The following is a 14,999-nucleotide window of genomic DNA, read 5'->3' on the forward strand; positions in this document are numbered from 1 at the left end:
GAAGAATTAAATGTCGAGATTAAAACTCTTTTTACCCCTGATAATTTTTGTGGCCCTGGCGCTTTTGTTTTGGCGTGGTTTGTTTTTGAATCCCCAGGAAATGCCTTCGGCGCTGCTGAATAAGCCAGTGCCAGAGTTTTCCCTGGAAAAGGTTGCTGATAACAAGCAAGTCATGCAAAAAGGCGACCTGCCCAAGGGGCCGCACCTTCTCAATGTTTGGGCCACCTGGTGTGTGGCCTGCCGTGTTGAGCACCCCTACCTCAACGCCCTTGCAGAGCAGGGCGTACCTATTATTGGTGTTAACCTCAAGGATGATGATTCAGCGGCCATAAAATGGCTGGATAAATTTCACAACCCCTATCTCTTTAGCGTTGCCGACAGGGACGGGCGACTGGCCCTGGACCTGGGCGTCTTTGGTGCTCCAGAAACCTTCCTGGTGGATGCCGAGGGCACTATCCGTTGTAAACACGTTGGCATCGTGGACGATAAGGTGTGGCAAACTAAGCTACAGCCACTTTACGAAAAACTAAAAAGCCAGCACTGGGACGCATTTGCCGGTGACCTATCAGATTCCCTCATCTCCCGTTGTCAGTGAGACTGAAGAGAAGAAAAGCCGTTTTATCTGTTGGTTGGGACCAGTAACAGATAAAACGGCCTTTCAGCATCAACTCAAACAAATTCGCCAGCAGTACCCGGATGCCAGTCATCACTGCACGGCGTTGATTATCGGCAATCCCGCCAACCCCACTATGATGCAATCCGATGATGATGGTGAGCCCGGCGGAAGTGCAGGGCGCCCAATGCTGGAGCTGCTCCTCAAGCAGGGTGTTGGCAATGTGGGCGCTGTAGTGACCCGCTATTTTGGTGGAACCAAATTAGGGGTTGGCGGCCTGATGCGTGCCTATCGGGGATCGGTGGGTGCTGCTTTACAGGCTATGCCTTTGGAGAGCTTTGTGCCGTTACAGCAGGCTTCTGTATGCTGTGATTTTGCCCAGGAATCTCGCTTGCGTTTTCTGGTGGCCCGTCATCAAGGCAGTTGCGGCCAGGCGGATTATGCTAGCAAGGTAACAGTGTCTATTTCTTTACCGCAAGATCAATGGCAGTCCCTACGAGAGCTGCTGCTAGCGGAGGCATTTGAGTTTCAGGACTAATTTTTCCAGCTTGCTCGAGGTGTTTAAATAATCCCGTAGAAGCTGAGCTATTTGGGCTAGATGATACCTTGTTTGGCGAATTTTCCGATCTCTTCGGCTGAGTAACCCAATTCTTGTAAGATAGACTCATTATCTTCCCCCAAATGTGGAGCTCGCCGGAATTCTACCGTTTCATCTCCACAGTGTATTGATGGCGCCAGGATTTTGATCTCGTTGCCCGCATCGCTAGTCATGGAGCGAATTCTGCCGGTTTCCGCAACAAAAGGATTATTCAGGGCTTGCTCTACATCATAAATAGGAGCTGCAGGTACCCGCCCGGTTAGTATCTTGAGCCACTCTGTTGTAGTTTTTTTTGAGAAAATTTTGTCCAGCTCTGTCGTTAGGCTGTCGCGGTGTTTTAAGCGCGCTTTAAAGTCAACAAATCTTGGGTCTTGGCACAGCCCTGAGTGCCCTACGGCATTGCATAGCTCAACCCAGAATTTTTCCTTATTGCACATCAAGTAAATCCAGTCATCTTTGGTGGTGTATAGCTGGCAGGGGGTTAGGGAAAAGTGTGCAGAGCGAGGCGGTCTCTGTTGATTGTGACCGGCATTTAATTGCCACATGGCGACGTAACAGAGGTTATACAGCGCGTTATCAAATAAACTGACATCTATATCGCGGCCGCGACCCGTTTCCCGGGCGCTGAGGATGCCGGATACCAGGGCTAGAGCCATAGCCACTCCCGTAGATAAGTCCACCAAAGAGAGCCCACAGCGTGTAGGGGGGCTGTCGGGTTCTCCTGTTAATTTGAAATATCCCGCCTCTGCTTGCATGGGGTAATCATAACCGGGCCAGGTTGCTCTGCTTCCACTCCTGCCATAGGCCGTAAGGTGGGCACACACAATTCGTGGATTAATTTTTCTTAAGGCTTTGTAGGTGATGCCTAGCTTTTCTGGGACATCGCCGCGAAGGTTACAGCTAACTCCATCGGCAGTGGCAATAAGTTTTTGCAGTATCTGCTGTCCCTCCTCGGTTTTGAGGTTGAGTGACAGGCTTTTTTTATTGTGGTTAAACCCTTGGAAAAATAAGCTGGTGTTATCCTTGTTTTCCTCCTCCTCTTCGCCTTTTACAAAGTAAGGGCCAACTGTTCGGCCTACATCACCACCCTGAGAGACATCTTCCACCTTGATGATTTCCGCACCTAAATTGGCCAAATAGAGTGTGCCAAAAGGACCGGCACCATATTGCTCTACAGCAACTACGCGTACGCCTTTCAGGGGGAGCATAGAGTGACATTCCCGATGATTTCTATATTGATGAGTGCAAGTTTAGGTTAGATAAAAAGTGTATAGCGGGAAGGTTCTTTGCATAGGCAAGGTTATTGCTAAATCTAATGTACCTTTTATTTTAAGGCGGAGGTCGGCTGCTACTATGCATGGGTACAAGAACGGTCGGGGAATGGGTCCAATAAGTGAATACTACTGCCATGCATTTAAAGAAGAGCTTTCTTTGTCGCAGCATTTTATTTGTGCCTGCCAGCCGACCGGATAGATATCAAAAAGCCTTCACGAGTGGCGCAGATATAGCCTGTGTAGATTTAGAGGACGCCGTCGCCCCAAAGTTTAAAAATGCGGCGCGACAGAATGTAGCAGAATTTTTTCCACCGCCAGACACTCAATCGTCCTTGAGAGCGCTGCGTATCAATCAATTGTCATCAGAGGCGGGGTTAAGGGATGTTTTGTTACTGTTGGGGCAGGGGCCAAAACCAGATATTGTAATTCTCCCCAAAGTGGAATCTGCCGAAGAAATCACCTGGTTTAATGACTTGTTGGCGCCAGTTGAGCAATCAATCGGGCTTTTGCCGCTGGTTGAATCGGCAAAAGGCCTGCAGAACAGTTTGGATATTGCCAGTTCCGATAATGTACTGGCCATTGGTTTTGGTTTTGCAGACTTTTGCGCAGAAGTAGGGGCAGATATAAGCTGGGAATCTTTACGTTATGCTAGGGGGCGTATTCTACAGGCTGCGGCATACGCGAATATAGATGCTGTGGATGGCCCATATCTGGATCTAGAGGATCTTGAGGGTTTGTTACAGGAAACCCAAAATGTAGCCGCATTAGGTTTTCGAGGAAAAATAGTTTTGCATCCAAGGCAAATCGACCCTGTTCACCAAGGGCTTTCTCCCACAGAAGAAACTGTGCAAAGAGCGCGAAAAATCGTGCAGGCGTTTAAAGAGAACCCCAGTGGTGTAGTGGTGGTTGATGGGCGCATGGTGGATCTACCAGTGGTAGAACGGGCGAGAAAATTGGTTACCTTGGTAGATAGACAGTAATTCAAGCAAGACTACCGGTATTAATGCCTAAAACAGAGGGCTCTTATGGATCGATATCGTTTCCCCGCGTATATTTTTCTTGGTAATAATCGCTACCGGGAGCGTTATGGTTTGGATTTCGAGGATTTTAAGGTGGGGCAGGTTTTTCGTCACCGACCGGGGGTGACGATCAGTCAGCAAGATAATGTCGAAGAATGTGTGAATACTTTTAACCAGGCGATGATTCATTTTGATGAGTACTATGCCGAACACACCGAATTTAAAAGACCTCTCATTAATACTACTCTGATCGTTCAGCGCTTAATGGGTATGATTTGGAAAACTTACTACCGACGCAAGAGAATTGTTGAGTGGGGTAGTATTGATATGCTGGCTCCAGTATTTGGAGGTGATACTTTATATGCCGAGAGTGAAGTGCTGTTTGTCGGTGCCAATCTGAAAGATTCGGAGTCTGGCCTGATTGAGATTTTACTGAGCGGCTCCAATCAAAAACAACAAAAAACTTGTGAGATACGTTGTACCATGCTGCTTTATAAGCGAGAACATCTGCCATTTTCCGCAAAAAATTATTGATTACTATTTTGCTTGGGAGAGAGTTGTGAAGGATTCGTTGCATTTTCTCAGGGAGATTGAGCCAAATACCTATATCGAAACCTGTGGCGTTGACTTTGAAGATTTCGAAGAAGGGCAGGTATTCGAGCACCGGCCAGGCCATACTTTCTCTGAGGCTAGCTGCTTACGCTATGCGCGCCACTCTTTTGATTTGAGCCCTGGATATTCTGACCAACGCTACGCTCGTAGAGTTTATGGTGACAGAGTTAGAGTGCCTGAGACCTTTGTTTTGAGTGCAATGGCTTTGACAACCCGGACATTTGGTAAAGTGGTTGCCAACTTGAGCATGATAAATTGCAAAGTGGATGCGGTTTATGCTGGAGATACTTTATATTTGGAGTCGGAAGTATTGGGTAAGCGAAAATCCAAATCACGTCCCGATCAAGGTTTACTGCATGTTAGTTCCCGTGCTCTCAACCAACATGGTGCCTGCGTATGTTCTTTTGAGCGTAAGCTATTGATCTATCGACGCAATCTTGGGCCCTATGAAAGGGCTGGATATTAACTTCGATACAATCGAGATGCTCCAGATTCTTGTTCAAGAGCGCCTACAAGAATTCCTGATGTTCAACCAGTGTAATAATGCCCTCCCTGTGGGACCTATAGGTTCCTGAAAACAGCTGCCCTTTACTGACAGCGGTACACAGATCGCGCTTGATAGTTAATATTAATTTGTGGTTTTTACAGTCAATATGCACTATTTCGGCATCGAGAAAATCGAAGTATTGCTTAACAGTAGGGTAGAGTGCCTTAAATAAGCTCTCTTTAGTAGAAAAGGCAATGGTCATCCATTGTCGGAAGGGTAACCCGCTTTCACTAAGGAGAACTTCCTCTGCTCGGTTGATTATATGGCTTTTTATTTCATTCGCAGTGTTTATAGCGATTGTCGGCTCATAATCAATGCCTAGGGCCTGTGGCTTATTATTTACGGCACATATGGCAAGGTTATCCGCATGGGTGATAGAGCCTGAGATATCTGCGGGCCATAGAGGGCTTCGGTTGGGGCCAATGGGTATAGGTGTGTTCATAAGCCCAAAATAACTTAGTGCAAGGTGCGCACAATACCTGCCCGCAAGGAATTCGGCTTTGCGTTTTTTATAAGCGTGGGTGATTTCAGATGGAAATTGGATACCCAGCTTTGAAAACAAATCATCCTGATAATTGTCCTGATCGAATTGGCATTCTAGTACTAGGCCTGAAAAATTCAGGGGCTTAATAGGTGAAGCATCTGTAATAAATCCAAATTTATAGTTTAAAGGTGCTTCTTGCTTGGTGTGTAACATTACGGCTATTGGTGCTTGTGGCTGCTGCCTCTACCTGCTTGTAGAGTGAGTTTTACAAAGTAAATTTTTGTAAGACATTCTGCCATAGAGCAGTTGCCGATGCAGCTGTACTTGGCTGCACCGGGGCATGTTGTATGAATGACTATGCTCCAGAACTAAAAATCAGTAATTTTTATGGGAGCCGGATGCATCTAATTAAAAAAGCCAGTAAGGGCTATTTTTGGCGTAAATCTGCCACAATCGTTCCAAAACTCCGAGCCTCCTCCTCATGAGCGGTCTCCCTCCAGGGTTCTTGAATCGCATCCGCTATCCACTTTTGCATTGAAGGAAGATTGTGAATCAGCTCAATATACTGCTTCGCGGTTTTGCTAACAGGTAAATGATAGTTTTTGGCCCTAATTGTTACTGGAGCAAAGAAGGCGTCGACAGCGGTAAATTCCTCGCCAGCCAAAAATGGTCCGCCGAATCTCTGGATACCTTCATTCCATAACTCATCAATCCGCTTGATATCTTTTTGCAGGGGCTCTGAAATTTCATGCAGCTCAACGCTTAGGCCGCAGTTCATTGGGCAGATATTTCTCAGCGCAGAAAAACCAGAATGCATTTCTGCGGAAGCGCTGCGTGACCAGGCACGAGTTACTCGCTCACTCGGCCAGACCTGCGGGAAGTCTTCGGCAATGTACTCAGTAATCGCTAGGGAATCCCAAATCGTCACGTCTTCTGTTTTCAGACAGGGCACTTGTCCGGTTGGAGAGAAGCCGTGAAATTTTTCCCAACTGCCGCCTTCCTCAAAGGTAACCAGCTTTTCATTAAAAGGTATCTCCAAATGGTGCATCAACAACCAAGGTCTAAGAGACCAGGAGGAGTAGTTTTTATTTCCAATAAACAATTGATACATAAGCTTCCTCTATATGTAGTTTTGGTGTTGGAGACATGGTTGGACAGCGGTTTTTGGCTTCCATCATCGCCGGACGATATCTGATCAATATCACTGCCTGAGGAATAGTATCCTCATAATTGCTATCCGCTGCGATTGGCCTGAAGGCCAATTAGCGCTAACTTTGCGCCAATGACGTTTTCTTTGTGGTTTAGTCGGAACGTGCAAGGAATTTGGTTATTAGGAGTGGAGACCAGCATGACAGGAAAGGGGGAGACTTTACACGTAGACATATTGGCACACAGTGAGGTTGCACAGGTTGAATTGGGGTGTCCTACATAGAAAGGCGCTGGAGTCGGTGAGTTATCAGCCCAGCTGGTCGGTTTTGAAAGTTGCACCACTCTTCGTCACCACTTTCGCAGAGCCTTCGGGGTTTCAGCCAGTCAGTACCGCGGGAAGTTTTCTGCTGAAGTCGGGTTCTCTGGTGTTTTGGCGTTAGGGACAGCGATATACGTACTCCGGTATGGCTGGAGCAAGGCCTGGAAGTGGATGCCTTCGGCTGATACAACCTCGGGCGCGAACAGGTTATGATTCCTCCTCTATTGCCTGAACTCAGTACGGAAAACGAAGGATTTATGAGCAAACAGCGCGTATTGACCGGTATCACGACCACCGGTACTCCCCATCTGGGTAACTATGTTGGTGCGATTCGCCCGGCCATCGCCGCAAGCCAGGACGAGAACAACCAGTCTTTTTATTTCCTGGCGGATTATCATGCGTTGATTAAGTGCCAGGACCCGGAACAGGTGCATCAGTCCACCTTGGAGATTGCGGCAACCTGGCTGGCGCTGGGATTGAATACAGATAATGTGGTTTTTTATCGTCAGTCGGATATCCATGAAATCCCCGAGTTGACCTGGCTGCTTACCTGTATGACTGGTAAAGGCTTGATGAATCGCGCCCATGCCTATAAGGCCGCCGTGGATTCCAACCGTGCAGATGGCGAAGACTCCGATTTTGGCGTCACCATGGGGCTCTATAGCTACCCGATCCTAATGGCTGCAGACATATTGATGTTCAATGCCAACAAGGTGCCGGTGGGTAAAGACCAGGTGCAGCATATTGAGATGGCCCGCGATATCGCTCAGCGCTTCAATCATCACTATGGTGAGCATTTTGCCCTACCCGAGGCGGTAGTGGATGACCACGTGGCTGTTCTGCAGGGACTGGATGGCCGCAAGATGAGCAAGAGCTACGGCAATACCATCCCCTTATTCCTGCCTGAGAAAAAACTGAAAAAGCATATCAACAAGATCAAGACCAATCTCTTGGAACCGGGCGAGCCCAAAGACCCAGAGACTTCCACGGTTTTTCAAATTTGGCAGGCATTTGCTACTCAGGAGCAAACTGCTGAAATGCGCAAGGCCTTTGCAGAGGGCATTGCCTGGGGTGAGGCCAAGAAGCAGCTATTCGAACTGGTCAATGGCCAGATTGGCGAGGCGCGTGAACGCTATAATGCTCTGCTTGAGAACCCTTCCCAAATTGAAGAGGAGCTGGAGAAAGGCGCAGCCAAGGCCCGTGCCTACTCGGCACCGTTTATCGAGAAGTTGCGTCACGCGGTGGGTATTCGCAAGATTGGCCAGTAGTCATTTTTACAACGTGGGAAGCTACGGTTAAGAAGTTCTTCCCATGCCTTTCACTCTAATAATAAATAACGAAAGTACAGGGTTTCGATATGGAAAACGTTCAGGCAAGCCCCACTGGGGGCGATGATGCCAATAACAAAAATGGTTGGATCAACCGGGCTCTAAATTTTATTGAGGTCGTGGGTAATAAACTGCCCGACCCCGCGGTGCTCTTCCTGGTATTGATGGTGGCCATTTGGGTGCTGTCCTGGCTGCTATCTGGTGTGAATTTTGATACTTTGCATCCAGCCACGGGAGAAGCGATTCAGGTAACCAATCTTCTCTCCAGTAGTGAGCTGGCCCGCTTTCTCTCTAGTATGGTGACAACCTTTACTGGCTTTGCGCCTCTCGGCGTCGTGTTGGTGGCTATGTTGGGTGTGGGTGTCGCGGAACAGAGTGGCTTTATCAATGCAGTGCTGAAAAAGCTGCTGGCGATAACGCCACAGATGCTGCTTACCCCCATGTTGATTCTGGTGGCGATTGTCAGTCACACCGCAGTGGATGCCGGCTATGTGCTGGTGATTCCCTTAGGTGGTGTAATTTTCTATGCGGCCGGTCGTCATCCACTGGCGGGAATTGCCGCCGCTTTTGCCGGCGTGTCAGGTGGTTTCTCGGCGAACTTTGTGCCCTCGGCCATTGACCCCTTACTCCAGGGCTTTACTCAAACCGCGGCACAGATCGTTGATCCGGAGATGCAGGTCAACCCGCTTAACAACTGGTTCTTCACCTCTGCGTCCTGCCTGGTGGTGACCATGTTGGGCTGGTGGCTGACCGATAAGGTGATCGAACCCCGCTTGAAGAATGTTGCCATTGATGGCGATAAAGAAGATATGCCGGTAATGCAGGAGCTGGGCGCCCGCGAGAAGAAGGCGATGTACCTGGCGGTTACCGTAATGGTTGCCGGTATTGTTGGCCTTATCGCCTGGATGCTGCCAGAAACCTCTGCATTGCGCGATTCCCAGGGGCAGCTCGCCTCCTTTGCTGCGCCGGTGATGAAGTCTATTGTGCCGCTGATCTTCCTGTTGTTCATTATCCCGGGAGTCGTTTTTGGCTTTGCCGCAGGGACTTTCCATAAGAGTAAGGATGTAATCGATGCGATGTCCAAGACCATGGGTTCCATGGCCTATTACATCGTGATGGCCTTTTTCTGTGCGTTGTTTATTTCCGAATTTGCCCGCTCAGGCCTAGGTACTCTGTTGTCGATTGAGGGGGGTGGACTACTGGCGGCTATGAACCTACCGGGCCCGATCACCCTGATGGGGATTATTGTACTGGTGGCGTTCATCAATCTGTTTGTAGGGTCTGCCTCCGCCAAGTGGGCGTTGCTCTCCCCGATTTTTGTGCCCATGCTGATGCAGATTGGATTCTCTCCGGATCTGACTCAGGCGGCTTACCGGGTTGGTGACTCCTCCACTAATATCATTACGCCATTGATGCCTTACTTCCCGCTGGTAGTGGTTTATTGTCAGCGCTATGTGAAGAGTACAGGTATAGGTACTCTGGTATCTATTATGCTGCCTTATTCGGTGGTGTTCCTGATCTGCTGGACCCTGTTCCTCGTTCTTTACTGGAACCTGGGTATGCCATTGGGGCTGCAGGCGAGCTATACCTATCCGACACCTTAATGAGTGGTTGGCCCCAGAGTGTGTTTACCTGCTTTGGAGCCAAAACAATTCTCTATAAGAGGCGCCCCAATTCTGGGTGCCTCTTATCCCTCTCAGCTGCGGTTGAAAATTAACCTAACACCTGCCAGCCTGCTCTGCACGCTCCCGCCAAAATATAAAAATATTGGCTAATTTCTGCTCTTACAGATTGGCTGTATTAATCAGCTCCATCATGCCTAAGGTTCTCAACTTATCATTTTTGGGGTGTCAGTTAAGTTTCTACCCCGGTTTAGTCCTGTCTGTTTACGAGCCTTTGTCTGCTTGGTGAGTTGCACTAGTAAAAAAATGTTCTAATAATGTTGTAAGTGATAACGATTCCTATTAAGATCCGCGTCATCAAATGTCGGCAGCAGTAGCTGTGGCAACAAAAATCTTCCAATGATTGTTGAGGGATCCCCATGGGCACCGCTCGTTTCCAAGGTTTACGCCAAAACTCCTCTCCTGTTATCTCCGGCCTTAGCCGTTCTCTGTTGGCGCTGGCTGTTGCTGCAGGCAGTTCAACAGCTTTTGCTGCCGAAGATAAAAATGAAATTCTTGAAGAGGTTAACGTAACCGGCGAGCTCAACCTATCCCGCCAGACTTCTATTGGTAAGCAAGATATTCCGGTTGATGAAACACCGTTCTCTATCTCTCTGCGTGATAAAGACTTCTTCGATGTTACTGGCTCCAAATCTGTGCAGGATATCCTGCAGTACTCTGCTGGTGTGAATGGCGGCTTGTTTGGTGTTGATGCTCGCGGCGACTGGTCTACCGTGCGTGCTGTTGACCCAGTCATGTTTGTCGATGGACTAAAAACAACCTTCGGTAGTTATACCGGCTCACGTGCAAACCTCTACGCTTTTGAGCGCGTGGAAATTCTTAAAGGGCCGTCTTCAGTCCTTTATGGGCAGGGTTCTACTGGAGGTATCGTCAACTTGGTTTCCAAACGCCCCAAAGAGGAGTTTGGTGGTGAACTGATGGTGCAGGGCGGAGACTATGATCGTAAGGTAATTGCTGGAGATGTTACCGGAGCCCTGGATAGCGATGGAGAGTGGCTCTTCCGCGTAGTGGGTTATGCTCGTGATGCCGATGCTCAGGTTGATCATGTCGATGACGACAGCATTCTGTTTATGCCTTCCATTTCCTGGCGCCCCAGTGCGGATACCGAAATTACTTTCCTGGTGAACCATCAAGAAGAAAAGACAGGTACCACTGCGGCCTTCTTGCCTTGGGGCGGCACCATTGTTGATAACGTAAACGGTGAAATCCCGACCGATACCTTTATTAGTGAGCCAGGTTGGGATAAGTACAACACTGAACAAACCGCTTATAGCTTGTGGGTTGATCATCGTTTAAATGATAGCTGGGGCATCAATGCAGGCCTTCGTTATTCAAAAGGGGATGTCGACTACAACTCAATGTATGCTGACTACACTCCTGCACTGCGCTTACAAAAAGACCTTCGTGAAGTGTCGCGCACTGTCTATATGAAAGATGCGAAAAGCGATCTTTTGATTTTTGACCTGCGCTTATCAGGCGAGCTGACTACTGGTGCTTTTGAGCATCAAATTTCTGCAGGTATTGATAGCCAGAATGCAGAAATCGATAACAGCATTTTGAGAGTGCGTGGCCTCGGTGGCGACATTAATATTTTTGACCCGGTTTATGGTTCTGTACCAGAAGGACTGGAAGAGCGGGATAGAGAAAATACCGATGTCAATGCTGAGCAGGTAGGTATTTATTTCCAAGACCAAGTTAGCCTTGGTAACTTTATTTTTAACTTGGGCTTGCGTGAAGATAGATTATCATCGAGAACACAAAGTAATGTTGCTAAAAATGTAAGTGGCAAACAGAGAGAGACGGAACTCACTAAAAGATTTGGCTTAATGTATGCCTCCGACAGTGGTGTATCGCCTTATGTTAGCTATTCAGAATCTTTTGAAGCTGTTTTAGCCGATCCGAATAGCCAGGGTGGTACCTACGAGCCTGTTAAAGGGGAGCAAGTTGAAGCCGGTATTAAATACCAGCCAGAAGGTACTAATATCCTGATGACTGCTTCTGCTTTTGAGATTAAGCAGAAAAATCGCTTAACTTACGGTCTTGACGGATCTTTCCGACAAATCGGTGAGGCGCAGATTGATGGATTTGAGCTTGAGGCCAGTGGACAGTGGGGCAATCTGACACTGGTGGCTAATTACAGCCAGATGGATACTGAAGTGCTAGAAAGCAGCAATCCATTTGAGGTTGGCACTGAGATCGAGACTGTACCTGAGGAGCAATTCTCTCTCTGGGGCAACTATGACTTTAGTGAGTGGGTTCCCGGTCTAAGTGTTGGAGTAGGTGCTCGTCATGTTGGTGAGAGTTATACCGGTATTGATAAAGTACATGCACTGTATGTGGCTGTTGATGCAGAGAAAGCTGCCTATTACGATTATGTTTTCGCGGATTTCCCTACAGAAAATCCATCCTACACCTTATATGACGCAACCATCGGCTACACCCTGGAAAGCTGGAAATTCCAGCTGAATGTGAAAAACCTGACCGATGAAGTTCACACCACCTCTTGCTTGAGCCGTGGTGATTGCTTCTACGGCGAGCGTCGCTACGTGACTGCTGAGGCACGTTACACTTTCTAAGTTAGAGTAGACTGGGAGTTTGTCCGCAGGGGGAGTCTGTGGGCAAGCTCCCTTTTTTGCGTTTCACTATCGGGCGGGAGCGGAAATCTCCCAGTGTGATATTTATGCCGAGTTCCTTCTATTTTATTGCCGGACTGGCCACTATTTTTGCCATTGCCGGTATTTTTAGTCTCTATTCAGCCTGGCTGCGTAGCGGCTCCCAGCCGTTGCGCCGCTGGAGTGGCTGGGGCCTGCTGTTGTTATCGGCATTCGCTTGGAGTGCAGTGGTGGGGGTGGAATATGGTGTGAGTATTGCCACTCTCCTGGCCATGCTGGCCGCCCTGACCTTGCTCGCATTAAAAGGTGATTGGCCGAGCGGCCCCCCTCGGCAGGAAAAACAGAGATCGGGCGGGGCGGCATCCAATGAGGCCTTGCTGCAATTATGGCTGCGAGGTGTTTTACGTTTCCTGGCTATCGCATTGTTACCAACAGCCAGTGGTCTTTTGGCCGGCCTTCTTTATTTTGGTTTCACCGGGTTTGGTGAGAGTGCCCGTCTTGTAGGGGGCGCTTTTGTTGCCGTTATTGTTTGGACCCTGGCGATGGTTTGGTGTAGTGCGGATAAGAAACTGCTGCGCCCCAGTGCAGCGCTAGTAGTTTTTTCACTGGCGAGTGGCTTTGCCGTAATGCCAGCGGCGTAAGCTAATAATGATTTTGAGATCAAAGAGACCTCACTAGGAATTCAACGTGAAATTTTCTCTAAAGCCAACCCCTGCTTTTGTGCGTGATATGACTGACGGACATTCGGTTCTCGGTCTGGCCATCTCCACTCTGCTCTATATCGTTTGTGTCAGTGGAACACTTGCGGTTTTTTACAATGAATTTGAACGCTGGGAGCAGGCTTCAGAGCTGGAAAATCTCGATGTCAGCCCCTCTGTATATCAGCTTGCCACTGAACAGGCGGTTGCTCTGGCGAAAGAGCAAAACGAAGAATTTGAATCAGTAAAATTTACCATCCCCAACTCAGATATGCCCAGGTTGACTGTGGAAGTGGGTGATATTGAGCGTTATGTCGACGAGGATGGTTCTTTACTGGGTGAGGTTCAGCATGAGTGGACGCACTTCCTCGCCTATTTGCATTTTGCGCTAAATCTGCCCTTGGGGTTGGGGGTTCCTCTTGTAGGCTTGATCGGTGTATTGATGACCGCACTGATTATCTCTGGATTGTTGGCACACCCGAAAATCATTAAGGATGCTTTCTCTCTGCGCCTGGCGGGTTCAAAGCGTTTGCAGCAAGTGGACTTGCACAATCGACTGGGTGTCTGGGCTGCACCATTTCACCTGGCGATCGCTATTACCGGCGCTTTTATTGGGCTTTCGCAGGTTGCGGCTTTTGCAATTGCTGGTGTTTTCTTTGCTGGGGATACCGAGAAGGTTGAGCATATGTTATATCGCGAGCACCCGGTGATGAAAGAGAATGCCGCACAGGTGCCTCTTCCAGATTTTGCTGCGATTCTTGCACAAATGGAGCAGATCGCACCGGGTGAGGAACGTACTAAGCTTGAGGTTGCCTTCCCTGGCCGCGAGGGGCAGGTAGTGGAGGTTTGGACGCGGGTTCCCGAAAAGCTGGTTTGGGGAGAGCGCTACCACTTTAATGGGGATGGCAGCCTGATAGAAAAAGAGGGATGGTCTGAAGGTGATGCGGCCAAGCAAGTATACCTCTCCACATTCCGTCTGCACTTTGGGCATTTCTCCGGTTTCCCAGTAAAAATTGCCTATTTCTTACTGGGCATTGGCATGTGTGTGCTGGTGGTTTCAGGTATTAATATCTGGTTGGTGCGCAAGCGCCAGCGGGGTCAGCCAGCGGTGCGCCTTGAGCGTATTTGGATGGCTCAGGTCTGGGGAATCCCTTTTGCTATTGCATTCAGTGCTGTGACTTACCTGGCCTTTGCTATGCCTGCTGCTCAGGTATTCTGGCTGATCACAATCGTTTTAAGTGTGATAGCTGCTTTTATGGGGACTGTTGCCGGTTGGTCTATGTTGCTCCGCGGAGCTACCACCGCAGCCTGTATTCTGGCTGTGGTTGTTCACGCTTCCCTGTATGGGGCGGATTCCTTTGTGAGGGCCTCACTGGTTGCCAATGCTGTGTGGCTGCTGATTGCTGCAGGTATCGCGGCCTCCTGCCTCTATACCTGGGTGCGCCACCGGGATGGCGCCTTTGCTTCCACTGTTGGTGGGGCAGTTGGAAGTAACTAAGCTGGCATAGCCCGGTATCTACTCCGATGCCGGGCGCAACATTTCGATATGAGGTATACCGTCTTCCTCGTAAGGGGTGGAGACCTGCTCAAAGCCAAAATCTCCATAAAACTTACGTAGGTGCTCTTGGGCGGAAATACGAATCCCCAAGCCTGGATATTCATTCAGGGTTTGTTCTACTGCGCGGCTGATCAGTTCTTTGCCCAGCCCTGTGCCACGGCTAGACTCTGCGGTAAGCACACGGCCTATTGAAGGCTCGGAATATTTTTTGCCTGGAAATACCACTCGTAGGTAAGCCATCAATCGTGGGGATTGACTCTCCTTGTCCCAGCAGATTAGGTGCCAGGCTTCTTGATCTTTGCCATCTGCATCCTGATAAGGGCAATCCTGCTCTACCGTAAAAACTTCCTGGCGTGCCCGCAAGATTTCATAAAGCTGATCGATAGAGAGTTGTTGAAAGCTACACCATTGCCACTGCACTTGTATTGCCTCTTGGTTTACTGGGTTTGTATTTTTTATTAGGAGTAGATTGGATATTAAACCGGCAGGTAGGGTAAAAAAAGTCA

Annotated in this window: 14 protein-coding genes; 10 read left to right on the forward strand and 4 right to left on the reverse strand. The window is 48.7% G+C overall.

Features of this window, described 5'->3' with window-relative positions; all coding sequences use genetic code 11:
- Window positions 1–10 precede the first annotated feature (10 nt).
- Window positions 11–595, forward strand: a complete 585-nt coding sequence (locus tag ACJJIB_RS08600) for a DsbE family thiol:disulfide interchange protein (RefSeq protein WP_444885463.1) — start codon at window positions 11–13, stop codon at window positions 593–595.
- On the forward strand, window positions 558–1,151 hold the full coding sequence (locus ACJJIB_RS08605) for an IMPACT family protein (RefSeq protein WP_444888572.1): 594 nt from the start codon (window positions 558–560) through the stop codon (window positions 1,149–1,151). The genes ACJJIB_RS08600 and ACJJIB_RS08605 overlap by 38 nt, the downstream gene beginning before the upstream one ends.
- A gap of 56 nt (window positions 1,152–1,207) precedes the next feature.
- Here the strand turns inward: ACJJIB_RS08605 and ACJJIB_RS08610 are convergent, their stop codons facing one another.
- Window positions 1,208–2,419 carry a CaiB/BaiF CoA transferase family protein gene (locus tag ACJJIB_RS08610; protein WP_444888573.1) on the reverse strand — a complete coding sequence of 404 codons (1,212 nt, stop codon included), beginning with the start codon at window positions 2,417–2,419 and terminating at the stop codon, window positions 1,208–1,210.
- 185 nt (window positions 2,420–2,604) lie between these two features.
- Between ACJJIB_RS08610 and ACJJIB_RS08615 the strand changes: the two genes are divergently transcribed.
- Genes ACJJIB_RS08615 through ACJJIB_RS08625 form a run of 3 tightly spaced genes read left to right on the forward strand, consistent with a single transcriptional unit; the run spans window position 2,605 to window position 4,582 of the window.
- Window positions 2,605–3,465 (forward strand): HpcH/HpaI aldolase/citrate lyase family protein, encoded by an 861-nt coding sequence (locus ACJJIB_RS08615; RefSeq protein ID WP_444888574.1) that lies wholly within the window; start codon window positions 2,605–2,607, stop codon window positions 3,463–3,465.
- A 45-nt stretch (window positions 3,466–3,510) separates the two neighbouring features.
- Window positions 3,511–4,038, forward strand: coding sequence for a MaoC family dehydratase (locus ACJJIB_RS08620; protein WP_252085324.1), 528 nt, complete (start codon window positions 3,511–3,513; stop codon window positions 4,036–4,038).
- A gap of 25 nt (window positions 4,039–4,063) precedes the next feature.
- A complete protein-coding gene (locus ACJJIB_RS08625; RefSeq protein ID WP_444888575.1) occupies window positions 4,064–4,582 on the forward strand; it encodes a MaoC family dehydratase in 519 nt (172 codons plus the stop codon).
- 43 nt (window positions 4,583–4,625) lie between these two features.
- Here the strand turns inward: ACJJIB_RS08625 and ACJJIB_RS08630 are convergent, their stop codons facing one another.
- Both ACJJIB_RS08630 and ACJJIB_RS08635 read right to left on the reverse strand, forming a co-directional pair.
- A complete protein-coding gene (locus tag ACJJIB_RS08630; protein ID WP_444888576.1) occupies window positions 4,626–5,360 on the reverse strand; it encodes a 4'-phosphopantetheinyl transferase family protein in 735 nt (244 codons plus the stop codon).
- Window positions 5,361–5,574: 214 nt separating this feature from the next.
- Window positions 5,575–6,258, reverse strand: a complete 684-nt coding sequence (locus ACJJIB_RS08635; RefSeq protein ID WP_444888577.1) for a glutathione S-transferase family protein — start codon at window positions 6,256–6,258, stop codon at window positions 5,575–5,577.
- Window positions 6,259–6,872: 614 nt separating this feature from the next.
- On the opposite strand from ACJJIB_RS08635, the gene ACJJIB_RS08640 reads away from it, so the two are divergent.
- From ACJJIB_RS08640 to ACJJIB_RS08660, 5 genes are all read left to right on the forward strand, one after another.
- The gene (locus ACJJIB_RS08640) at window positions 6,873–7,883 is read left to right on the forward strand and encodes a tryptophan--tRNA ligase (RefSeq protein WP_444885456.1); all 1,011 of its coding nucleotides are present in this window, start codon (window positions 6,873–6,875) and stop codon (window positions 7,881–7,883) included.
- 89 nt (window positions 7,884–7,972) lie between these two features.
- Complete coding sequence (locus tag ACJJIB_RS08645; RefSeq protein ID WP_444885455.1) at window positions 7,973–9,547, forward strand: AbgT family transporter; 1,575 nt, start codon at window positions 7,973–7,975, stop codon at window positions 9,545–9,547.
- 437 nt (window positions 9,548–9,984) lie between these two features.
- Window positions 9,985–12,201 (forward strand): TonB-dependent siderophore receptor, encoded by a 2,217-nt coding sequence (locus tag ACJJIB_RS08650; protein WP_444888578.1) that lies wholly within the window; start codon window positions 9,985–9,987, stop codon window positions 12,199–12,201.
- A 38-nt stretch (window positions 12,202–12,239) separates the two neighbouring features.
- Window positions 12,240–12,878, forward strand: a complete 639-nt coding sequence (locus ACJJIB_RS08655) for a hypothetical protein (protein WP_444888579.1) — start codon at window positions 12,240–12,242, stop codon at window positions 12,876–12,878.
- A 46-nt stretch (window positions 12,879–12,924) separates the two neighbouring features.
- A complete protein-coding gene (locus ACJJIB_RS08660; RefSeq protein ID WP_444888580.1) occupies window positions 12,925–14,433 on the forward strand; it encodes a PepSY-associated TM helix domain-containing protein in 1,509 nt (502 codons plus the stop codon).
- A gap of 18 nt (window positions 14,434–14,451) precedes the next feature.
- Here ACJJIB_RS08660 and ACJJIB_RS08665 read toward each other — a convergent pair whose 3' ends face one another.
- The gene (locus ACJJIB_RS08665; RefSeq protein ID WP_444888581.1) at window positions 14,452–14,913 is read right to left on the reverse strand and encodes a GNAT family N-acetyltransferase; all 462 of its coding nucleotides are present in this window, start codon (window positions 14,911–14,913) and stop codon (window positions 14,452–14,454) included.
- Between the last annotated feature and the right edge of the window lie 86 nt (window positions 14,914–14,999).

The organism is Microbulbifer mixtoriginis (SeqCode) (genome assembly GCF_052467705.1).